Genomic DNA, 20,567 nt, shown 5'->3' on the forward strand with positions numbered 1-20,567 from the left:
CATAAAAAGGCAGCTGAATAACAAATTCAGCTGCCTAGAAAGTGTAATGGATTAGTTTGTTGCTTCTTTCAATGTGTTTACGTTTTCTTCCATTAAAGTAAAGTAATCTTTATTATTTTTTGCATCATCTTCAGAAATAGTAGCTAAGTGATTTAAGCGTAAAACTTTTGTACCAGTTTCTTTTTGAATTACGGATGCTACTTTTGGAGTAGAGAATGTTTCGAATAAAATATATTTTAGATTATGTTCTTTTACTGTTTTTGTAATGTCAGCAAGCTGCTTTTGAGATGGTTCATCAGAAGCTGAAATTCCAGCGATAGGAATTTGTTTTAGGCCGTATCGTTGTTCCCAGTAACCATAGGCAGCATGAGAAACTAAAATTTCTTTCGTTTTTGCGTTCGCTACAGCTGCCTTAAATCCATCGTCTAAATCAGTAAATTTAGTTTGAAGTGCTGCAAAGTTTTTTTCGAATTCTTGTTTATGTTCAGGTTGTAATTCTACAAGTGCATTTTTAATTTTTTCTGCCTGTTTCATTGCTAGAGTAGGATCTAACCAAACATGCGGGTCTTTATCGTGATGATGTTCATCTTCTTTATGGCCATCTCCATGATCATGATGCTCTTCTTCAGTAGAAGCACGAAGCTCAATACCTTTAGATGCATTTACAATTTTAACATTTTCTTTTTGTAATGTTTTTTCCATTTTTTCAGCAAATGGTTCTAATTCAGCGCCGTTATAAACAAATAAATCGGCTTTTGCAACTTGTACTGTTTGTTTTTGACTTGGTTCAAATGTATGTGAATCTGCACCAGGTGGGTAAATCGCTTCAACATTTACATAGTCGCCACCGATTTTCTTTGCGAAATCAGCAAGTGGGAAAATCGTTGTATAAACTGTTAGCTTTCCATCTTTCTTGGCATTACTTTCTTTTTTATTTGAGCAGCCAGCGAAAATTAAGGTAAAAATAAGTAAGAATGAAAATATAGTCAATCTTTTAGGCATGAAGTTCTCCTCTTTTCTTTTTACGGATATATTTTCCCCAATTATAGAAGAAAAATATCATTTTAATACAAAACGGAATAATTACGTTTTAGTTTGCGAACTTAGTATAATACATCTTTAATAAAGTTGCAATAAATAATAATCATTCCGATTTGTTTTTGTTATAAAGTTGTCAAATATAGGTGTATTATTTTTGCAAATGCATGCATATGTGACAACGCTGTTTTCATATATTGAAAAGGAGGTAAAGAGGGGGATGAGCGCTTGGGTTACTTAATGGAAGCTATTTTATTAATATTAGCGGTAGTATTGCCATTATCTTTCGTATTAATTTTTTTAAGAAGATTAATAAGTAATTTAGGGGACGCTACAACAATAACGAAATTACAAGAGAGAGATGAGAAAAAAGAGTGAGTAAAGCACTATGCGTACGCATAGTGTTTTACTTGTGGTAAAATAAGAGCAGGAAACTCCTAAAGGTTGTATTTTACTGAAGGAGAGAAAAGTAAAATAAGAGGTATATGCATATATGAATAAGCGAACAGCGTTAATACTCGGTGCAAGTGGTTTAGTTGGACAAGAGATAACGCGTCTATTACTTGAATCAGATTACTACGATTCGGTTACTATTTTTGTAAGAGAGCCAATGCAAATGCAACATGAGAAGTTACAGCAGAAACAAGTTGATTTTTCGGTATTAGAGGAATATAAAGAGTTCTTTGCTGTGGATGATGTTTTTAGTTGCTTAGGAACAACAATAAAAAAAGCAAAAACAAAAGCAAATTTTAAAAAAGTAGATTATGAATATACGTTACGAGCTGCTTGTTTAGCTGAAAAACAAGGGGTACAAAATTTCCTTGTCGTGTCTTCTATGGGAGCGAATCCTAAATCATTCTTCTTTTATTCACAAGTGAAAGGAAAAATGGAAGAAGAATTGCAAAAGTTAGTGATTGGTGGTATTCACATTTTTAGACCATCATTATTAGTAGGAAATCGACAAGAATTTCGTTTCGGCGAACGAATGGCTGAAAAGTTATCTCGTATTATTCCGTTTATCTTTAAAGGAGCTTTCAAAAAATATAAACCAATTTCAGCTAAAGATGTGGCGAAAGGGATGTATATAACCGCGCTGCGAGAAGAATCGGGTATCCATACTTATAATTCAAATGAAATTACAACGATAGAATAAATAAAACCGAGAAGAATGACTTCTCGGTTTTATTTATTCGTATGAATTTTTCCTGATGCTCGCTTATATTGGTGAGGTTCTTGCAATTCAAAGCCAAGTTCATTGGCCGCTATTCTCGGGAAGTACGGATTGCGAAGTAACTCACGTCCGATAAAAATTAAATCTGCTTCGTTATTATTTAAAATTTGCTCTGCTTGTACTCCGGTCGTAATTAATCCAACTGCACCAGTTGCAATGTTAGCATGCTCTTTAATATGTTTGGCATATTGTACTTGATAACCAGGATACACATCAATATGTGCTGGTACAACTGCGCCAGAACTACAATCGATTAAATCTATTCCCTGTTCTTTCATCCACTTTGTATACTGAACGTAATCTTGAACCGTTAGCCCGTCAGGATGATAATCATTTGCTGAAATACGGACAAATAACGGTCCGTCCCAAACTTCATTTACAGAGTCGATGATTTCGCGTAAGAAACGATAGCGGTTTTCAGGTGAACCACCATATTCATCAGTCCGCTTATTGGAAAGCGGAGAAAGAAATTCATTAATAAGATAACCGTGAGCACCGTGTATTTCAATAACATCAAATCCAGCTTGTTTTGATCGTACTGCAGCTTGCTGAAAAGCTAATACAGTATCTTTAATTTGGTGTTTGCTCATTTCTATTGGCATTTTCATTGTTTCATTAAATGGAATGGCTGAAGGAGCTAACGCATCTGTTTCTAATTCTGCTTTTCTTCCGGCGTGAGCGAGTTGAATGGCAGCTTTTGCACCATTATCATGTATAAAAGTAGTCGTTTTATGTAAGCCTTCAATTAGGTTGTCATCCCAAATGCCTAAGTCTTTATTTGAAATTCGACCTTCAGGTAACACGGCTGTTGCTTCAATCATAACTAAACCAACTTGACCGGCAGCTCTTGTTCCATAATGAATGAGATGGAAATTCGTTACTTGGCCATCCCCGTTTTCCGATGAATACATGCACATAGGTGACATAACAATCCGGTTTTTTAATGTAACGTCCTTAATTGTATAAGGTGAAAAAAGTTCGGAATTCATCCAATAGCCTCCTAGATTGAATTTTCTTACATTGTATCATTCTCTTTTTTGTTTCTCTAATAAAACGCTTATACGAAAAATTTTGTATATTCGTGTTACAATGACTAATATGAACTGAATTGGAGGATGGCATATGTACCAGGCTTATTATGAAAGCGAAGTAGGTTTGCTTGAAATTACAGCGAATCAAGAAGGAATTACGTCTGTTATATTTGTTGATGAACGACAAGAAGAAAATAAAAATGAAATGATAGAACAATGTATAAATGAGTTAGATGAATATTTTAAAGGGAAAAGAAAAGAGTTTACGGTCCCGCTGTCTGCGGAGGGAACAGCATTTCAAAAAAATGTATGGGATGCACTTTATACTATTCCATACGGCGTAAGTGCTTCATATTTAGATATTGCAGAGAAAGTTGGAAATACAAAAGCTGTACGGGCAATAGGAGGGGCAAATAGTCGGAATCCAATTTCAATAATTGTTCCATGTCATCGTGTAATAGGAAAGAGTGGAAAGCTTGTTGGATATGCTGGTGGTTTATGGAGGAAAGAGTGGTTATTAAAACACGAAGGTATTTTGAAATGACGTATGGATGGGAAGAGGGATTGTTTTGAAATGTATAAATTGTGGGCAACCTTGCGAGGAGGAACAGTTAAATTGTGCAAGTTGTCAGCGAAACTTGGATAATGAACAAGAGGAAGGTAGCTCGTTAATAGATAAAGAACTAGAAGTATATGTAGGGAGACAATATCCGTATTACAAAAGGAAATGGGAACTTGAGAATAAGCGGATTGCTAGGTGGAGTTGGAATGGTTGGGCTGCTATTTTCAATATAGGCTGGCTAGGATATCGTAAGTATTATGTACCAGCTGCTTTATTTATGTTGTTATTAGTAGCGTGTGATGCATTTTCGTATTATATGGGATTTAATGTAGCGTTGCCAATCATTAATATGGTGCCTCTTACGTTTTTATTACTTATTTTTATTCTGTTTGGAATGGGGATTTTTGCAAATGGATTATACTATCAATTTGCGGAAAGACGTATATACCGAATAAAAGCAAGAGAAATAAAAGATAAATCAGTTGAAAACTATCTAATCAATGATAGCGGCGGAACGAGCAAAATGGGAGCGACAATTGTTACTATTTTAGCAGTTGCTAGTATATTTTTTAGTCATTTCTTTTTTCCGACTGATCGAGACGTTATTCAAAAGGTTCGTACAAGCTCGCTTTATGAATATCCTTTCTTTTCAATAGGTGAATCTTTCGAAAATTATTTTCAAAATTCAGGTTGGGTATATTATCGTGGAACGGAAGGGTTAGAATTAGTAGAATTCCAAGGATATAACACCGGAACGCCAAGACAAAAGGTGAAGATTCAATTTGTTGTCGATTATAAATTAGGTGAAGTGGAACCATACTCATTTATGGTTAATGGTGAATCTAAAACTGAAGAAGAGTTTTTGAAGCTGATGGAAGAAATATTTAAAGTTCAAAATCCATTTGATATAGAGGATGGATTACAAGTAAATGCTATTCAAGAAAGCGGCTGGAAAGAAATTTCCGATCGCTTTTTTCTATGTTTGTTAAAATAAATATTTAAAATAATCAGAATCTTTTGTATAATGAAATATATTATATAGGATTTAACTTATACATATAGATTGGGGGAAGGAAGAATGAAGAGAAAGACAACAACAATTGCTGCACTTGCGTTAACGACGAGTGTATTGGTTGCAGGATGTGGGAATGGTGAGAAGGCTTCGACAACGAAGAAAGAATCGAATAAGGGAATGGCCGATAAACAAGTTTTAAATTTGCTAGAAACAGCTGAAATTCCTTCAATGGATACATCTAAATCAACGGATTCTGTATCTTTCCGTGTATTTGTAAATGCAATGGAAGGTTTATATCGTCTAGATAAAGATAATAAACCAACACCAGGTATGGCAAAAGATGTGAAGATTAGTGAAGATAAAAAGACATATACATTTGAATTACGTGATGCGAAATGGTCAAATGGTGATCCAGTTCGAGCACAAGATTTTGTATATGCATGGCAACGTACATTAGATAAAGCAATAGCGGCAGAATATGCATTCATTTTATTTGATGTGAAAAATGCACAGAAAGTAAATAAAGGTGAATTACCAGCAGATCAATTGGGTGTTAAAGCGAAGGATGATAAAACGTTGGTAGTAGAATTAGAGCAACCAGCACCTTATTTTCTTGAGCTTACGTCGTTCCCTACATTTTTCCCATTAAATGAAAAATATGTGAAAGAGCAAGGAGATAAATACGGATTAGAAGCAGATAAATTAGTATATAATGGACCATTTACAATGAGTCAATGGAAACATGAACAAAATTATCAGTTAAAGAAAAATCCTAATTATTGGGATAAAGATACTGTAAAGTTAGACGAAATTAATGTAAGTATTGTGAAGGAAACAAGCACGGGAGTAAATTTATATGATAGTGATCAAGCAGATCGAGTTATTTTAACTTCTGAATTTGTTGATAAATATAAAAAGAATAAACCAGATGAATTTAAAACGAAGTTAGACCCGCGCATATATTTCTTACGTTTTAACCAAAAAAATGCAACATTTAAAAACCAAAAAGTACGTGAAGCGATTGATTTAGCATACGATAAAAAAGGAATTGCTGATGTCATTTTAAATGACGGTTCATTGCCAGCATATTTCTTAGTACCTGAAAAATTCACGACAGGTCCGGATGGAAAAGATTTCCGCTCTGTAAATAAAAACTTCCGTGATAGTAAAGATAACGCAGAGAAAGCAAAAAAATTATGGGAAGAAGCGAAGAAAGAGCTTGGTCAAGATACAATTACGGTTGAATTACTAAACGATGATAACGGTAGCCGTAAAAAAGTAGGCGACTTTATTAAGGAAGAACTAGAGAAAAACTTGCCTGGTATTAAAGTGAATTTGAAACAGCAACCATACAAGCAGAAGCTAGATTTAGAAAAGAAATTCCAATATGAATTCTCATTATCTGCATGGAGCCCTGATTATCCGGATCCAATGACTTATATTGATATGTTTGTTACTGGAAGCTCATTTAATGAAATGGATTATTCTAATCCGAAGTATGATGATTTAGTAGCGAAATCAAAAGGAGAGCTATTAAAAGATGATAAAGCACGCTGGAATGCACTTGCGGAAGCTGAAAAAATCTTAATTGGTCAAGACGCAGCAATTTCTCCTACGTACCAACAAAGTACAGCTTATTTAGAGAAGCCATTTGTAAAAGGCATTGCTAACCATACGTTTGGCGGGGACTTCAGTTATAAATGGGCATATATTACAAAAAAATAGTATAATAAAAGATGAGTGAATTTTCGCTCATCTTTTATTTGTATAAGGAGGAATTATAGTTGTTAAGAGGAATCAATCATATTTGTTTTTCGGTATCTAATTTAGAAAACTCTATTATGTTTTATGAAAAAGTATTAGAAGGAGAATTATTAGTTAAAGGAAGAAAATTAGCTTATTTTAACATATGTGGAGTATGGATAGCGCTTAATGAAGAGACGCATATTCCGAGAAATGAGATTCATCAATCTTATACGCACATTGCATTTTCTGTTGAACAAGAAGACTTTAAATGTCTAATACAGCGATTAGAAGAAAATGATGTTCATATTTTACAAGGAAGAGAACGTGATGTAAGAGATTGCGAATCTATATACTTTGTTGATCCTGACGGTCATAAATTTGAGTTTCACTCAGGGACACTGCAAGACCGTTTAAATTATTATAGAGATGAGAAACCTCATATGACATTTTATTAGGGAGGGATAGCATTTGCATGCACTTGTAATTGGTGGGACAGGAATGCTAAAGAAAGTTTCTATGTGGCTTTGTGAGAAAGGATTTTATGTGTCTATTATTGGACGAGATGAAGTGAAATTAAAAAATGTTAAGCGAATGAGTTCTGCACCAGAAAATATTACATGCCTTTCGTTAGATTATCATAATGATGAAGATGTAAAGCTAGCTATTAAAAGTACAATTAAGAAAAATGGCCCGATCACATTAGTTGTTGCATGGGTACACACAAGTGCAAAGCATGCACTATCAAATATTTGTAAAGAACTAGATTTGTCGTCTAAAACATATAGTTTATTTCATATTTTAGGTAGTAAAGCATCACGTATGCCTGCACAAAAAATAGGGAGTACGCGATGTATTTATCATAGAATTATTTTAGGGTTTATTTTAGAAGATACATATGGAAGATGGCTTACTCATGAAGAGATAGCTGATGGAGTTATAAAAGGGATTGAAAGTAAACGAGCGGAGTGGATTGTAGGGCGAGTTGAACCTTGGGAATTACGACCAACATGGTGAGGGGGAGTATGAAATGAAAACAACTATATATGTAACAAGGCATGGTGAAACAGAGTGGAATGTAGCGAAGCGAATGCAGGGACGGAAAAATTCTGCTTTAACTGAAAATGGTATAGTTCAGGCAAAACAATTAGGGAATCGAATGAAAGATTTACCAATCCATGCGATCTATAGTAGTCCGAGCGAAAGAACACTTCATACGGCAGAGTTAATAAAGGGGGAACGTGATATACCTATTATAGCGGATGAGCATTTCTATGAAATCAACATGGGTATATGGGAAGGACAAACAATCGCGGATATAGAAAAGCAATTTCCAGAAGAAGTACATCTGTTTTGGAATGAGCCACATCTTTTTCAGTCAACATCAGGCGAAAATTTTGAGGCCGTTTATGAAAGAGTAATTGAAGGGATGCAGCTTCTTTTAGAGAAGCATAAAGGACAAAACATATTGATTGTGTCTCATGCGGCAGCAGCAAAATTACTTGTAGGGCATTTCGCGGGAATTGAAATAGAAAATGTGTGGGATGATCCATTTATGCATAGTGCCAGTTTGAGCATAATAGAATTTGAAGAGGGTATCGGTAAAGTGAAACAATTTGCAGATATAAGTCACTTTCAATAAATGTAAAAAAGGCCGCAAAACGGCCTTTTTTTGGGTGGTATAAAAACTAGCAGTTACGTTTTTTATACCAGAAGTGATCGAATTTCTTATTTTTGCAAGATGGGAATTTATGTCCGCCTTTGCAATCGTTCCATTTCTTTCCGTCATCACACGAATCGTCGCAAGAGCCACCGTGTCCATTAGGGAAGAATTCGCATTTTTTACAGTAACATCGTTTAGTCCAGTAAAATTTCTTTTCAAAGCGTACACATTTTGTAACGAATGTACAATGCTTTCTACGAGTACGTTTTGTAACTAAAACGCATTCTTTTCTACGCGTTACTTTCGTAACGAACGTCCATTTTTGCACGCGAACACGAGTACATTTTGTAACAAATGTCCACTTTTTAACGTGAGTACATTTTGTAACGAACGTACAATGTTTCACGCGAGTACATCTTGTTCTTGGGCATTTACAATCTTCGTTACACTCTATTTTTGTAGTGCAATCATCATCGCATTCAAAAGTACTTGGATCTTGGTGTAAGAAATCCTCCATCCCAGCACTTTTGATTTCTTCAACAGCTTTTCTAATATCACGTTTCATAGAAATCCTCCTTATCATGTATTAAAGTGAAAAGGTATTCTTTTTCCTTAACATGATATGTATGTAGGCATCTTTCTGAACAGGACAAGAGTGTAATTTTATATAAATAGATGATTGCGGATGTATGGACAAGACAAGGCGCATACATTGAATGAAGAGAACTGAGAAGGGATGAGAAAACATGCTGCCTTCATATGATTTTTTTGTTCATCCAATGTACTTAGTGGAATTGAAAAAGGACATTTGGTCAGATAGTCCAGTGCCAGCAAAATTAACTTATGGAAAAAAGAAGTATGATATTGATATCGTATACCGAGGAGCTCATATTCGCGAATTTGAGAAAAAGTCTTATCATGTTATGTTTTATAAGCCTAAAAAATTTCAAGGTGCGAAAGAGTTTCATTTGAATTCGGAGTTTATGGATCCGTCTCTCATAAGAAATAAATTATCTTTAGATTTTTTTCATGATATTGGTGTACTTTCGCCAAAATCACAACATGTATTTATAAAAATTAATGGTCAAATTCAAGGTGTGTACTTACAGTTAGAATCGGTTGATGAAAATTTTTTGAAAAATAGAGGATTACCGAGTGGTTCTATTTATTATGCGATAGATGATGATGCGAATTTTTCATTAATGAGTGAACGAGATAAAGATGTTAAGACAGAGCTCTTTGCGGGTTATGAATTTAAATATTCGAATAAAAATAGTGAAGAACAACTGAGTGAATTTGTATTTCAAGCGAATACTTTGACGAGGGAAGCCTATGAAAAAGAAATTGGGAAGTTTCTACATGTAGATAAATATTTACGATGGTTAGCAGGAGTTATTTTTACGCAAAACTTTGATGGTTTTGTTCATAACTATGCACTATATCATAACGATGAAACAAATTTATTTGAAGTTATACCGTGGGATTATGATGCGACTTGGGGGCGAGATGTACAAGGGAGACCGCTTAATCATGAATATATTCGCATTCAAGGGTATAATACGTTGAGTGCAAGATTGCTAGACATACCTGTATTTAGAAAGCAGTATCGAAGTATTTTAGAAGAAATATTAGAAGATCAATTTACAGTTTCGTTTATGAGGCCGAAAGTAGAAGGGTTGTGTGAATTGATTCGTCCATATTTACTACAAGATCCATACATGAAAGAAAAATTAGAAACATTTGATCAAGAGGCTGATATGATTTATGAATATATAAATAAGAGAAGAAAGTATATACAAGACCACTTACATGAATTGGATTAATTTTGAAAGAGATTGAAACGTTATCAATCTCTTTTTTTTGTATAATAAAGATGTATCAATGAAAATGAAGTAATATATTTGATAGAGAATGGGGATGCGGATATATGACGATTAAATGGATTGATTGGGTAAAACAAATACAATCTATAGCTCAAGCGGGTTTAACGTATTCTAAGGATGTGTATGATATTGAGCGTTTCCAGCAATTACGAGATATTTCTATTTCAATGATGTCACATTACACGAAAACAGATTGGGAAGTCGTAGAGAAATTATTTGCAAGTGAGACAGGCTATCAAACACCTAAAGTTGATATAAGAGCTGTTGTTTTTCAAAATGAAAAGTTATTATTTGTGAAAGAAAAAAGCGATGGGAAATGGGCATTGCCAGGTGGATGGGCTGATGTCGGTTATACGCCAACCGAAGTTGCAGCAAAAGAAGTTTTCGAAGAGACTGGTTATGAGGTAGATCATTTTAAGTTACTAGCTATATTTGATAAAGAAAAACATCAACCATCTCCATCGGCGACGCATGTATATAAGATTTTCATTGGATGTGAGATTATTGGTGGAGAAAAGAAAACTAGCATTGAAACAGAAGAGGTGGAGTTTTTTGGTGAAAATGAATTGCCTAATTTATCAATTGCTAGAAATACAGAAGACCAAATTAAAGAGATGTTTGCCTACATGAAAGACCCGCAGAAAGAGAAATTAATAGATTAATCCTGCTTGAATTGTACATATTGTTAAAATGAAGATATTGGCAGATTGCAGCCTTTATGTAATAATGGGATGGTATGTGAAGAAAAAAGGAGATAAAAAAGAACATGTTAGCAAACATAATAGATCAGTTATTGCAATTTTTTGCAAGCTTAGGTTACTTTGGAGTAGCTCTTGCTTTAATGATTGAAGTAATCCCGAGTGAAATTGTACTTTCGTATGCTGGCTTTTTAGTAGCAAATGGTAAAATTAGTTTTGTGGGTGCAGTTATCGCCGGAACGATTGGTGGTACTTTAGCGCAAATCTTTTTATACTGGCTTGGATACTACGGAGGGCGTCCGGTTGTAGAGAAATATGGGAAATATCTACTTATTAATAAACATCATTTAGACATAGCGGAAGGTTGGTTTAAGCGTTATGGAGCAGGCGTAATATTTTCTGCGCGCTTTATCCCAGTAGTACGTCATGCGATCTCTATTCCAGCAGGACTAGCTAAGATGCCATTAAAACTATTCACACTTTATACGGTTGTAGCGATCATTCCATGGTCAATTCTATTTATATACTTAGGTGAAAAACTTGGTGGGAATTGGCGACAAATTAAAGAGTATGCATCTGATTACACACATTACATAATTATAGGAGCTGTTCTTTTTATTGCTCTATACTTTGGTTTAAAGTATTTCAAAAAGAAAAAAGCAGCGCGTTAAAGTCAATGATTTTTCATTGGCTTTTTTTGTTTGTTTCGGTTCTAAAGAAAAGGAGTTGTCCATAATGTGTAATAATAAAGCGTAGCGGAGGAATGTGATGAAAGGGTCACCGTTTATACGTGGAACGATATTTTTAACGATGGCAACGATGATATCAAAAATGTTAGGGTTTATATATGTTATACCATTTACAGCGATGGTCGGTACGAGTGGTTACGTTCTATACACATACGCATATCGTCCTTATACCATCATGCTCAGCATAGCAACAATGGGATTACCGCTAGCTGTTTCAAAGATGGTATCAAAATATGATCAACTGAATGATTATCATACGGTTAAGAGAGTGTTGAAAAGTGGAATCGTGTTTATGTTTATAATGGGAGTCATTTCGTGTTTTACGTTATATATGCTAGCTCCGCATTTAGCTAAACTTGTCATCGATGGGAATGATCAAACGGGGAATAGTGTAGGAGCGGTTACTACTAATATTCGAATTGTAAGTTTTGCGTTAATACTTGTGCCAGTAATGAGTTTATTAAGGGGCTTCTTTCAAGGATTCCAATCGATGGGGCCTTCTGCATTAAGTGTAGTTGTAGAGCAATTTTTTCGTGTTTTAACCATTTTAATAGGAAGCTTTGTCGTTTTATATGTTTTAAAAGCTTCTGTTTCGCTAGCAGTTGGTATTTCAACGTTCGGTGCCTTTATGGGAGCTGTAGGTGGATTAACTGTTTTAAGTGCGTATTATATGAGAAGGAGAAGGCACTTAAAGAAAAAAGAAATGGCAAGTATACCACAAACAACGAAATCTTTTTTCTCGCTTTATAAGGAGCTCTTTACATATTCTATTCCATTTGTTGTAGTAGGCTTAGCAATTCCGTTGTATCAGACGATTGATACATTTACAATTAATAAACTACTTATACAGATAGGGTATATGCAAGGCGAAGCGGAAAAAATTAATGCAATAATTGGCCTTGTTCAAATGGTTGTGCTTATCCCGGTATCCGTTGCGACAGCTTTTAGTATGTCTCTCGTACCAGAGATGACGAAAGCTTATACAGCAGGAAATACGAAGCTATTGTACAAACATTTTACGAGAACAAATGTATTAGTAGTAGCGATTACGGTACCGGCGGCAATTGGAATGATGGTGTTAGCCAAGCCTGTATATACCCTTTTATTTGGTGCTGGAAATGATCCAGAGATGGGGAGAATCATTTTACAGTATTATGCTCCTGCTTGCATACTATTTTCTCTTTTTACAGTAACGGCTGCTATGCTACAAGGAATCAATCAACAGCAGAAGACGGTGCTAGGACTAGTGATTGGAATTATTGTGAAGATAGTTTTAAATATTGTATTGCTTCCGTATTTCGATTATGTAAGTTTTATCATTTCAACATACGCGGGCTATACGATTTCAGTCGGGTTTAACTTGTGGATGCTTTCTAAATATGTTATAAAGGCAACATAAGCTTTTAAGGCAGAGAGCACTCTGTCTTTTTCTATGTTTATCCCGCTCTAACGGGCAGTAAGATCCTCATCTCAAAATTCAGCGAAAGAAAAGAAGTTTGGTTGGGGGCGGGCAGTCCGTAAAAGCCCGATTGGTGAGGGCTGAAAATCAGTGGGGGGGATGAAGCCCCCACTGATTAAAGTTTCACTTTATAATATTTTTCTTATAAAAACGTTTTCAAAATAATTTTTCTATTGAAATTTAAACGTATGTTTCATATGCTGAGAATGGCGGTTTAAAAACTGTGATTTAAGAGAGGTAGATTCCTACATGTAAAAAGAATCGGGGTGATAGTATGTTAAATATATATTTAACAGACCGAAACGGAAAACTACAAGAGATTGAGGAAATGCAAAAGGGGTGCTGGATTAATGTACTTCATCCAACAGAAGAAGAAATTCAATATCTAGTACAAACTTTAAATGTAGACTTAGATTTCATTAAAGACCCTTTGGATGATGAAGAACGCTCTCGTATTGAAAAGGAAGACAATAATACTTTAATTATCGTGGATATTCCGACAGTTAGACATGACGAAGAAGGAAATTCGATTTATGACACGATTCCAATAGGTATGATTGTGATGCCGGATTGTTTTGTTACAATCTGCTTAGAAGAGAATCCAATTTTTGAACGTTTTATTAATCAACGTATTAAAGAATTTTATACGTTTAAGAAGACGCGCTTTGCACTTCAGCTCTTATATACGATTTCTACTTATTATTTAAGATACTTAAAGCAAATAAATCGAAAAACAATTGATTTAGAGCATCAATTAAATCAGTCAATGAAAAATAAAGAGATTTTCACATTATTAGGCCTTGAGAAAAGCTTAGTATACTTTACAACGTCATTAAAGGCTAATAAAATTGTAATTCAAAAGTTAATGCGTAATAGTACATTTTTAAAAATGTATGAAGACGATCAAGATTTATTAGAAGATGTATTAATTGAAAATAAACAGGCTATTGAAATGGCGGAAATATATAGTCATATTTTAAGTGGAATGATGAATACTTTTAGCTCCGTTATATCAAATAATTTAAATAGTGTTATGAAACTGTTAACGTCAATTACGATCATTTTATCTTTACCGACGATGGTTTCTAGTTTCTTTGGAATGAACGTAAAGGTTCCGTTTGAAGGAGAAGCCCACGGTTTTGTAATTGTACTCATCATATGTGTAACACTATCTTTCACGTTAGCTTTTGTTTTTTGGAAGAAACGTTACTTTTAACGATAAGAAAGCTGCTCTAGCATAGTTATATAACTACGCTAGAGCAGCTTTTTTGCTATGAAATCTCAAATTTTGAATAGAATATAACTTGTACAATGTAATGTATATAAAGGGTATGTATGTCATATAAACCTTGTCCAATTAATGAAATGGGGTTAAAATTACATATTGTTAATGAAAAGTTGGAGGAAATACATCATGGAATTGTTTCAATTACCGAAAGCATTCCTGCAAATGAATACAATTTTTATCTCCATATTGATCGAAGCACTTCCTTTTGTGCTCATCGGTGTATTTATTTCAGGATTCATTCAAATGTTCGTGACAGAAGATATGGTGGCAAAATGGATGCCGAAGAACCGATTTCTGTCTGTTTTATTAGCTACTTTTTTAGGCATGTTGTTTCCAGGTTGTGAATGTGGAATTGTTCCGATTGTAAGACGATTAATTGGAAAAGGCGTTCCACCATACGCAGGGATTGCATTTATGTTAACTGGACCTATTATTAATCCAGTTGTATTATTTGCTACTTATGTTGCCTTTGGGAGTAGTATGCACATGGTATGGTATCGTTCTATTGTAGCGATTATCGTAGCCATTATCGTTGGAATTATATTATCCTTTATGTTTAAAGAACATCAATTAAGAGATAATCACTTCCCAGAAGTGAATAATAAGCGTCCACTGCGTAAAAAAATGTGGGATGTATGTACACACGCTGTTGAGGAATTCTTCTCAATGGGAAAATATTTAGTACTAGGTGCGTTAATTGCAGCAGCAGTACAAACGTTTGTACAAACTTCAACACTTCTTGCTATTGGACAAGGTCCGTTTTCTTCATCAGCTGTTATGATGGGACTTGCTTACATTTTATCACTTTGTTCAGAGGCAGATGCATTTATCGCTTCTTCGTTCCAAAGTACGTTTTCAACAGCTTCACTTGTCGCGTTCCTCGTTTACGGACCGATGGTGGATATTAAAAATATGTTTATGATGCTTGCGACATTTAAAACGAAATTTGTAATTGTTGTTATAGTTACAGTTACTCTTGTTGTTTATGCAAGCTCACTACTCATTTATGCGATGGGGTGGTAGGTTATGTTTCGAGCATATATATTATTAGGTTTTACAATATTAATTGCGCAGCTTCATATTTCCGGTAACATTACGAAGTATATCAATATGAAGTATGCCTATTTATCAACAACAGCAGCAATTATTTTAGGTTTCTTAACGATTGTACAAATTATCGTCGTTTTCCAAAAAGAACACCAAAAGGAAAAAGAGAAAAATGATTGTAGTTGTGATCATAGCCATTGCGGGCATGATCATTCAAAAGATGAGAATACATGGTGGAAAAAAGCATTTTCGTACTCATTGTTTTGTTTTCCAATTATCTCAGGGTTATTTTTCCCAATTGCGACGCTAGATTCGGATATTGTTAAAGCGAAGGGCTTTCACTTTCCTGTTGCACAAGCAGAAAGTAAGGATCCATTTATGACAAGACAATTTCTAAGACCTGATACGAGTATTTATTACGGGAAAGAAGGATACCGCGGTGTAATGGAAAAAGGGAAGAAAGAGTTTGTTACGAAAGATAATATTAATTTGAAAGATGAAGACTTCCTAAAGGGTATGGAAACAATTTATAATTATCCTGGCGAGTTTACTGGAAAAAAATTATCTTTTAAAGGGTTTGTTTTTAGAGATGATTCTTCTAAAAAAGAACAATACTTCTTATTCCGTTTCGGTATTATACATTGCGTAGCAGATTCTGGCGTGTATGGTATGTTAGTGAAAAAGCCAGAAGGCGTAGAGTGGAATAATGATGACTGGATTCAAGTAGAAGGAGAGATAACTACTGAGTTTTATCAGCCGTTTCATGCGAATATTCCTGTATTAGAAGTAACAAAATGGAATAAAGTTGAACAGCCGAAAGAACAATATGTATTTAGAGGAGCCGATTGATAAAATCGGTTCTTTTTTGTGGACTAAAAGTTCTGAATGTTGTTAATATTAAACGTGTAGTTCATTTAGTATAGTAATTATTGAAATATTAGGGATAGATCATTAAAGGGGTGATAACAATGACAGAAGTAAAGGGGAAAACAGCCAATGAGTCAAGGGTGTTCAAAACGAGCCGAGTCTTCCCAACAGATTTAAATGATCATAACACACTATTTGGTGGGAAGATATTAGCGGAGATGGATATGGTTGCTTCTATTTCAGCATCCAGACATTCAAGAAAGGAATGTGTCACAGCATCTATGGACTGGGTCGATTTCTTACATCCTGTTCGTTCTTCAGATTGTGTTAGTTATGAATCTTTCGTAATTTGGACGGGAAGAACTTCGATGGAAGTGTTTGTGAAGGTAGTGGCTGAAGATTTAATTTCAGGTGAGAAGCGTATAGCGGCAACGTCATTCGTTACTTTTGTGGCACTTAGTAAGGAAAATAATCCAGTTCCTGTACCGCGTGTTATCCCTGAAACCGAAGAAGAGAAAGAATTACATCGTATTGCTGTGTTACGTGCAGAACAGCGTCATATACGTAAGGCAGAGAGTAAGAAAGTAGCCACATTGTTAACCTTTTGAGATGAATATTTAGCCATTTAAGTTACTATAGCAGTCGGAAATGGTTTTAAAATGAAAAGCGGACACCTAAAATAGGTGTCCGCTTTTATAGTTTTTTCATCCACATATCATATGACAGTAGCTACTTAGCAGAAGCAAGCAGCACCGACGATGATTAAGAGGATAAATAATACGACTAATAGCGCAAATCCATTACCATGTGCGAAGCCCATTGTTATTTCCTCCTTTTATTTTAAGATACAACATACAATATGCAAATGAGCTATTGTTTGATATGGACATATATCATGCAATGACATATTTTCTTGAATGATAATGTAATAAAAAAGGGAAGATATAGAAATAACAGTAAGTGGAGAAAGGAATTTATCCATGAAGCACTTTTTCGCTATAATCCTTTGTTTAATAGGTGTATTCATTTGGATGAACATCGATGTGGAAATGGGGAAGGAAATGGCTAGTGAATATGAATTAGGACAAGTTCGATTAGGTGAATTTCAACTATATACGAACGGTGAAGAGTTATATAGAAAATTATTTGACGATATAAACGATGCAGAAAAGTATATATATATCCATTTTTATATTGTAGGAAAAGACGAAATAAGCCAAGATTTTTTACAGTTATTAGAGAAAAAAGCATCTAGCGGAGTAGAAGTGAAATTGTCAGTCGATCGGGTAGGCGGATATAAGCTGAAGAAAAAGGTAATTAGCCGATTAAAAGAAAACGGTGTGAAGTTTACATTTAGTAAAAAACCGAAACTGAAAAATATGTTCTATTCTTTGCATCAACGAAATCATAGACGTATTGTTACGATAGATGGAAAGGTATCATACGTCGGTGGCTTTAATATCGGAAAGGAGTACCTTGGACAAAATCCAAAGTTTGGGCCATGGCGTGATTATCACGTGCGCATCCATGGTGAGGGTGCAGCGGATATGGAAAGAAAGTTCGCCGAAGATTGGAAAGAAGATACAGGAGAAAAAATGCCTATACATGAAAGTATACCTACATTAGGGAATGTGAAATATCAATATTTATTTTCAAATGGAAAAGGCTTATGGGAAAAATATGGAGCACTATTAAAGCAGGCTAAAAAGTCTTTAATTATCGCTACACCATATTTTGTACCAAGTAAAGAAATGGTGAAAGAGTTAAAAGCTGCATTAAATCGTGGTGTTAATGTGAAAATTCTCGTGCCATTTAAAAGTGATGCCATATTGTTAAAACAAGCTGCCTATCCATATTTGAAAGATATGTTACATGCTGGAGCGGAGATTTATCAATATCGAAATGGATTTTTTCATGGGAAAGTAACAATTATTGATGGAGAAATTGTTGATATTGGGACAGCGAATTTTGATAATAGAAGTTTTTATTTAAATTGTGAGTCTAACTGTATCATATATGATAAAACCGTTGTTGATGAAGTATGGAGTCGATTACAGGTAGACTTTCATAAATCAAAACGATTTTCTGAAGAAGATTTTGAGAAAATTAGTAGATGGGATTGGTTTTTAGCAAGAATAGCGAATGTTTTAGCATCATATTTATAGTATATGGACAAAAGAGAAGGGAGGCGCTTTAATGGACTGTATGAAAGAATTAATGAGATATAGTTATATACTAATATACAAGGTTGGAGAGTATGCTGGAAAGGTCAGAGACGAAGAATTAAAAAATCTATTACAGCACCATTTACCATATATGTTACAAGCATATAATGAACAAGTAAATTTTCAAGAAGGAGAGAATGTGCAACATATAACCTGTGAAACAACGGAGTTTGATTTGCATGAAATGGAAAAGGAAACAGTTAGTAAATATACAGGGGATATTCATATTGCAACCAGTTATATTGCGCACTTGAAACGATTAGCTTTAAAGTTTGCTCAAGTTGCAGTGGAAGTTGCTAATCCAGAGTTTCGCTCATTTTTGGAAAATTGTTTTCTGAAAATGAACCGTTACGCTTATAGTGTGTGGCAATATGTTATGAAGAAGGAATATAAGATTACACATCTATATGAAAATGAAAAGTTTGCATGAGAAACTAAGGCGAAATGGTATGCGCCTTAGTTTTTTTACGTCCATTGAGAGAAAAAACTAGTTTTATTGTGTATCGATTGGAAATGAAATATATAAATTAAAATTAGGATTTGTTATCAGAAGATTTACAAAAATTTACCGTATATTTACTGTTTTTCAATCTCTCCTTTAAAAATAGAGAGTAATATGAGGTTGTACATATTCTATCACAAGGAGGAAACGCAAATGAATAAATGGGTTAAATCATTAACTGCTATGGCACTTGCAAGTTCTTTATTAATGGTAGGTTGTAGTAAAGGTGAGGACAAGAAGAAAGAAGACGACACAACAACACAACAAGAGGATAAAAAGGATAAAGAAACAAGCGGAACCGAGAAGTCTACTGATTCTAAAGAAAAGAAATAAAGTAATAATAAAGCTTCCTCTCATATATGAGGAAGCTTTTTTGTTGTAAATTGACTGAGATTATTGAAAAATAGAAAGAGAATGAAAGAGGGGGAAAACAAATGAAAGTATGTATATTGGGAGCAACAGGACGAGTAGGTTCAAACATAATTAATTTAGCATTAAAGGATTCAGCTGAAGTGACTGCATTAGCGCGTGATTTAAATAGAATAGAAATACAACATGAAAGGCTACGAGTGATAGAAGGTAATGTATTGAACGAAAATGATATAAAGAAAGTGATAGAAGGAAGCGATATAGTAATTAGTGCACTTGGAACGGATCAAAATGGAACATTAGGGAAGAGTATGCCACAAATCATTAAGCAAATGGAAGAAGAAGGGGTTCGTAGCATCATAACAATAGGAACAGCTGGTATTTTACAAGCAAGAACAAATCTAAATTTATATCGTTTTCAATCAACGGAATCAAAAAGGAAAACGACAACGGCAGCGGAAGATCATTTGGCTGCATATAAAGTACTAAGTAATAGTAATAATTTATGTTGGACAGTTGTTTGTCCGACACATTTAATAGATGGTGAGGCGACAGAGGTATATCGAACTGAAAAAGATATATTGCCAGAGGGTGGATCAAAAATTACAGTGGGTGATACAGCACACTTTGCATGGGATCTATGTAAGAAAAACATATATGAAAATAGTCGAGTAGGTATTGCATATTAAAAAACCATCCCGAAGTCGGGATGGTTAAAAGATGATATAACACAAGAAGATGATAATCATAATGATTTGGAGAATTGCTTTCGCTACTGTACTGCTTAAAAAACCAACTACAGTAGCGACTCCAACTAGAAAGGCATCTTTTGGCGCTTTTTTATGCACTAGTTCTGTTATAAATACTGATAAGAACGGTATGATAATAAGTCCGAATGGTGGGAAGAAGAACGATCCGACAATGATAGAAATCATTCCGACACGTTCGCCCCATTTAGAACTACCGTATTTTTTTAAGAAATATCCATTTGCAATAAAATCAGCAACGAAAATGAAAAGAGTAAAAATGACTTGAATAATCCAAAAAGAAGTTGTTAATTCGCCTCCATTTATACCGAAATGGTAAATCAAATATCCAGCCCAGACAGCTAGTATGCCAGGGATAATTGGATAAATAAAAGCGAGAAATGAAACAACGAAACAGGCAATGATACAAATTGTTAATAAAACAGTCACT

Annotated in this window: 25 protein-coding genes; 20 read left to right on the top strand and 5 right to left on the bottom strand. The window is 34.5% G+C overall.

All coding sequences use genetic code 11. From position 1 onward, the window contains the following. Positions 1 to 51 precede the first annotated feature (51 nt). Positions 52 to 1,002: a metal ABC transporter substrate-binding protein gene (locus ES895_RS07630; RefSeq protein WP_001126151.1), complete on the bottom strand. Its 951-nt coding sequence runs from the start codon at positions 1,000 to 1,002 to the stop codon at positions 52 to 54. 264 nt (positions 1,003 to 1,266) lie between these two features. Between ES895_RS07630 and ES895_RS29180 the strand changes: the two genes are divergently transcribed. Continuing rightward, the gene (locus ES895_RS29180) at positions 1,267 to 1,416 is read left to right on the top strand and encodes a hypothetical protein (RefSeq protein WP_000540932.1); all 150 of its coding nucleotides are present in this window, start codon (positions 1,267 to 1,269) and stop codon (positions 1,414 to 1,416) included. A 115-nt stretch (positions 1,417 to 1,531) separates the two neighbouring features. Continuing rightward, positions 1,532 to 2,191 carry an oxidoreductase gene (locus tag ES895_RS07635; RefSeq protein ID WP_065704316.1) on the top strand — a complete coding sequence of 220 codons (660 nt, stop codon included), beginning with the start codon at positions 1,532 to 1,534 and terminating at the stop codon, positions 2,189 to 2,191. 29 nt (positions 2,192 to 2,220) lie between these two features. On the opposite strand, the gene namA is transcribed toward ES895_RS07635, so the two are convergent. Then, on the bottom strand, positions 2,221 to 3,258 hold the full coding sequence (namA, locus tag ES895_RS07640; RefSeq protein WP_065704314.1) for an NADPH dehydrogenase NamA: 1,038 nt from the start codon (positions 3,256 to 3,258) through the stop codon (positions 2,221 to 2,223). Positions 3,259 to 3,391: 133 nt separating this feature from the next. Between namA and ES895_RS07645 the strand changes: the two genes are divergently transcribed. From ES895_RS07645 to ES895_RS07670, 6 genes are all read left to right on the top strand, one after another. After that, positions 3,392 to 3,844 carry a methylated-DNA--[protein]-cysteine S-methyltransferase gene (locus ES895_RS07645; protein ID WP_000283913.1) on the top strand — a complete coding sequence of 151 codons (453 nt, stop codon included), beginning with the start codon at positions 3,392 to 3,394 and terminating at the stop codon, positions 3,842 to 3,844. Between the two features lie 7 nt (positions 3,845 to 3,851). Further along, a complete protein-coding gene (locus tag ES895_RS07650) occupies positions 3,852 to 4,856 on the top strand; it encodes a DUF2628 domain-containing protein (RefSeq protein WP_481747513.1) in 1,005 nt (334 codons plus the stop codon). An 84-nt stretch (positions 4,857 to 4,940) separates the two neighbouring features. Further along, positions 4,941 to 6,602: a peptide ABC transporter substrate-binding protein gene (locus ES895_RS07655; RefSeq protein WP_000824273.1), complete on the top strand. Its 1,662-nt coding sequence runs from the start codon at positions 4,941 to 4,943 to the stop codon at positions 6,600 to 6,602. A 59-nt stretch (positions 6,603 to 6,661) separates the two neighbouring features. Next, positions 6,662 to 7,078 carry a FosBx1 family fosfomycin resistance bacillithiol transferase gene (gene fosB, locus ES895_RS07660; protein WP_000943769.1) on the top strand — a complete coding sequence of 139 codons (417 nt, stop codon included), beginning with the start codon at positions 6,662 to 6,664 and terminating at the stop codon, positions 7,076 to 7,078. Positions 7,079 to 7,091: 13 nt separating this feature from the next. Continuing rightward, positions 7,092 to 7,637, top strand: coding sequence for a short-chain dehydrogenase (locus tag ES895_RS07665; protein WP_000543124.1), 546 nt, complete (start codon positions 7,092 to 7,094; stop codon positions 7,635 to 7,637). 13 nt (positions 7,638 to 7,650) lie between these two features. Continuing rightward, complete coding sequence (locus ES895_RS07670; RefSeq protein ID WP_000858827.1) at positions 7,651 to 8,262, top strand: phosphoserine phosphatase 1; 612 nt, start codon at positions 7,651 to 7,653, stop codon at positions 8,260 to 8,262. Between the two features lie 46 nt (positions 8,263 to 8,308). Here the strand turns inward: ES895_RS07670 and exsB are convergent, their stop codons facing one another. Further along, entirely contained in the window at positions 8,309 to 8,848 is a 540-nt protein-coding gene (gene exsB, locus ES895_RS07675) for an exosporium protein ExsB (RefSeq protein ID WP_000817486.1), read from the bottom strand. 181 nt (positions 8,849 to 9,029) lie between these two features. On the opposite strand from exsB, the gene cotH reads away from it, so the two are divergent. The 8 genes from cotH to ES895_RS07715 all read left to right on the top strand — a co-directional run bounded on the left by cotH (position 9,030) and on the right by ES895_RS07715 (position 16,882). Continuing rightward, positions 9,030 to 10,106: a spore coat protein CotH gene (gene cotH, locus ES895_RS07680; protein ID WP_000937999.1), complete on the top strand. Its 1,077-nt coding sequence runs from the start codon at positions 9,030 to 9,032 to the stop codon at positions 10,104 to 10,106. 104 nt (positions 10,107 to 10,210) lie between these two features. Continuing rightward, complete coding sequence (locus ES895_RS07685) at positions 10,211 to 10,828, top strand: NUDIX hydrolase N-terminal domain-containing protein (protein ID WP_000153584.1); 618 nt, start codon at positions 10,211 to 10,213, stop codon at positions 10,826 to 10,828. Positions 10,829 to 10,932: 104 nt separating this feature from the next. Further along, positions 10,933 to 11,535, top strand: coding sequence for an undecaprenyl phosphate transporter UptA (uptA, locus tag ES895_RS07690; protein ID WP_000880691.1), 603 nt, complete (start codon positions 10,933 to 10,935; stop codon positions 11,533 to 11,535). 97 nt (positions 11,536 to 11,632) lie between these two features. Then, a complete protein-coding gene (locus tag ES895_RS07695) occupies positions 11,633 to 13,012 on the top strand; it encodes a putative polysaccharide biosynthesis protein (protein ID WP_000678847.1) in 1,380 nt (459 codons plus the stop codon). Between the two features lie 334 nt (positions 13,013 to 13,346). Then, entirely contained in the window at positions 13,347 to 14,288 is a 942-nt protein-coding gene (locus ES895_RS07700; RefSeq protein WP_000932389.1) for a magnesium transporter CorA family protein, read from the top strand. A 198-nt stretch (positions 14,289 to 14,486) separates the two neighbouring features. After that, complete coding sequence (locus ES895_RS07705) at positions 14,487 to 15,383, top strand: permease (protein WP_070757506.1); 897 nt, start codon at positions 14,487 to 14,489, stop codon at positions 15,381 to 15,383. Between the two features lie 3 nt (positions 15,384 to 15,386). Further along, on the top strand, positions 15,387 to 16,256 hold the full coding sequence (locus ES895_RS07710) for a TIGR03943 family putative permease subunit (RefSeq protein WP_000488059.1): 870 nt from the start codon (positions 15,387 to 15,389) through the stop codon (positions 16,254 to 16,256). A 119-nt stretch (positions 16,257 to 16,375) separates the two neighbouring features. Further along, positions 16,376 to 16,882, top strand: a complete 507-nt coding sequence (locus ES895_RS07715) for an acyl-CoA thioesterase (RefSeq protein ID WP_000141164.1) — start codon at positions 16,376 to 16,378, stop codon at positions 16,880 to 16,882. Positions 16,883 to 17,007: 125 nt separating this feature from the next. Here the strand turns inward: ES895_RS07715 and ES895_RS07720 are convergent, their stop codons facing one another. Then, a complete protein-coding gene (locus tag ES895_RS07720) occupies positions 17,008 to 17,094 on the bottom strand; it encodes a YjcZ family sporulation protein (protein WP_000505094.1) in 87 nt (28 codons plus the stop codon). Between the two features lie 160 nt (positions 17,095 to 17,254). On the opposite strand from ES895_RS07720, the gene cls reads away from it, so the two are divergent. From cls to ES895_RS07740, 4 genes are all read left to right on the top strand, one after another. Next, entirely contained in the window at positions 17,255 to 18,439 is a 1,185-nt protein-coding gene (gene cls, locus ES895_RS07725) for a cardiolipin synthase (RefSeq protein WP_070757502.1), read from the top strand. 31 nt (positions 18,440 to 18,470) lie between these two features. Beyond that, complete coding sequence (locus ES895_RS07730; protein ID WP_000340535.1) at positions 18,471 to 18,929, top strand: spore coat protein; 459 nt, start codon at positions 18,471 to 18,473, stop codon at positions 18,927 to 18,929. Between the two features lie 225 nt (positions 18,930 to 19,154). Continuing rightward, complete coding sequence (locus ES895_RS07735) at positions 19,155 to 19,334, top strand: hypothetical protein (protein WP_001045960.1); 180 nt, start codon at positions 19,155 to 19,157, stop codon at positions 19,332 to 19,334. A 101-nt stretch (positions 19,335 to 19,435) separates the two neighbouring features. Beyond that, entirely contained in the window at positions 19,436 to 20,059 is a 624-nt protein-coding gene (locus ES895_RS07740) for an NAD(P)-dependent oxidoreductase (protein WP_135238264.1), read from the top strand. Positions 20,060 to 20,083: 24 nt separating this feature from the next. Here ES895_RS07740 and ES895_RS07745 read toward each other — a convergent pair whose 3' ends face one another. Next, complete coding sequence (locus ES895_RS07745; protein WP_000217338.1) at positions 20,084 to 20,566, bottom strand: DUF456 domain-containing protein; 483 nt, start codon at positions 20,564 to 20,566, stop codon at positions 20,084 to 20,086. Between the last annotated feature and the right edge of the window lies 1 nt (position 20,567).

Origin of the sequence: Bacillus sp. 007/AIA-02/001, from assembly GCF_004634455.1 — a bacterium.
Lineage (GTDB): Bacteria > Bacillota > Bacilli > Bacillales > Bacillaceae_G > Bacillus_A > Bacillus_A cereus.

Coding starts and splice junctions, on each gene's coding strand:
- ES895_RS07630 (WP_001126151.1), bottom strand. CDS start 1,002: ATGCCTAAAAGATTGACTATATTTTCATTCTTACTTATTTTTACCTTA.
- ES895_RS07635 (WP_065704316.1), top strand. CDS start 1,532: ATGAATAAGCGAACAGCGTTAATACTCGGTGCAAGTGGTTTAGTTGGA.
- namA (WP_065704314.1), bottom strand. CDS start 3,258: ATGAATTCCGAACTTTTTTCACCTTATACAATTAAGGACGTTACATTA.
- ES895_RS07645 (WP_000283913.1), top strand. CDS start 3,392: ATGTACCAGGCTTATTATGAAAGCGAAGTAGGTTTGCTTGAAATTACA.
- ES895_RS07650 (WP_481747513.1), top strand. CDS start 3,852: ATGGGAAGAGGGATTGTTTTGAAATGTATAAATTGTGGGCAACCTTGC.
- ES895_RS07655 (WP_000824273.1), top strand. CDS start 4,941: ATGAAGAGAAAGACAACAACAATTGCTGCACTTGCGTTAACGACGAGT.
- ES895_RS07670 (WP_000858827.1), top strand. CDS start 7,651: ATGAAAACAACTATATATGTAACAAGGCATGGTGAAACAGAGTGGAAT.
- exsB (WP_000817486.1), bottom strand. CDS start 8,848: ATGAAACGTGATATTAGAAAAGCTGTTGAAGAAATCAAAAGTGCTGGG.
- cotH (WP_000937999.1), top strand. CDS start 9,030: ATGCTGCCTTCATATGATTTTTTTGTTCATCCAATGTACTTAGTGGAA.
- ES895_RS07685 (WP_000153584.1), top strand. CDS start 10,211: ATGACGATTAAATGGATTGATTGGGTAAAACAAATACAATCTATAGCT.
- uptA (WP_000880691.1), top strand. CDS start 10,933: ATGTTAGCAAACATAATAGATCAGTTATTGCAATTTTTTGCAAGCTTA.
- ES895_RS07695 (WP_000678847.1), top strand. CDS start 11,633: ATGAAAGGGTCACCGTTTATACGTGGAACGATATTTTTAACGATGGCA.
- ES895_RS07700 (WP_000932389.1), top strand. CDS start 13,347: ATGTTAAATATATATTTAACAGACCGAAACGGAAAACTACAAGAGATT.
- ES895_RS07705 (WP_070757506.1), top strand. CDS start 14,487: ATGGAATTGTTTCAATTACCGAAAGCATTCCTGCAAATGAATACAATT.
- ES895_RS07710 (WP_000488059.1), top strand. CDS start 15,387: ATGTTTCGAGCATATATATTATTAGGTTTTACAATATTAATTGCGCAG.
- ES895_RS07715 (WP_000141164.1), top strand. CDS start 16,376: ATGACAGAAGTAAAGGGGAAAACAGCCAATGAGTCAAGGGTGTTCAAA.
- ES895_RS07720 (WP_000505094.1), bottom strand. CDS start 17,094: ATGGGCTTCGCACATGGTAATGGATTTGCGCTATTAGTCGTATTATTT.
- cls (WP_070757502.1), top strand. CDS start 17,255: ATGAAGCACTTTTTCGCTATAATCCTTTGTTTAATAGGTGTATTCATT.
- ES895_RS07730 (WP_000340535.1), top strand. CDS start 18,471: ATGGACTGTATGAAAGAATTAATGAGATATAGTTATATACTAATATAC.
- ES895_RS07735 (WP_001045960.1), top strand. CDS start 19,155: ATGAATAAATGGGTTAAATCATTAACTGCTATGGCACTTGCAAGTTCT.
- ES895_RS07740 (WP_135238264.1), top strand. CDS start 19,436: ATGAAAGTATGTATATTGGGAGCAACAGGACGAGTAGGTTCAAACATA.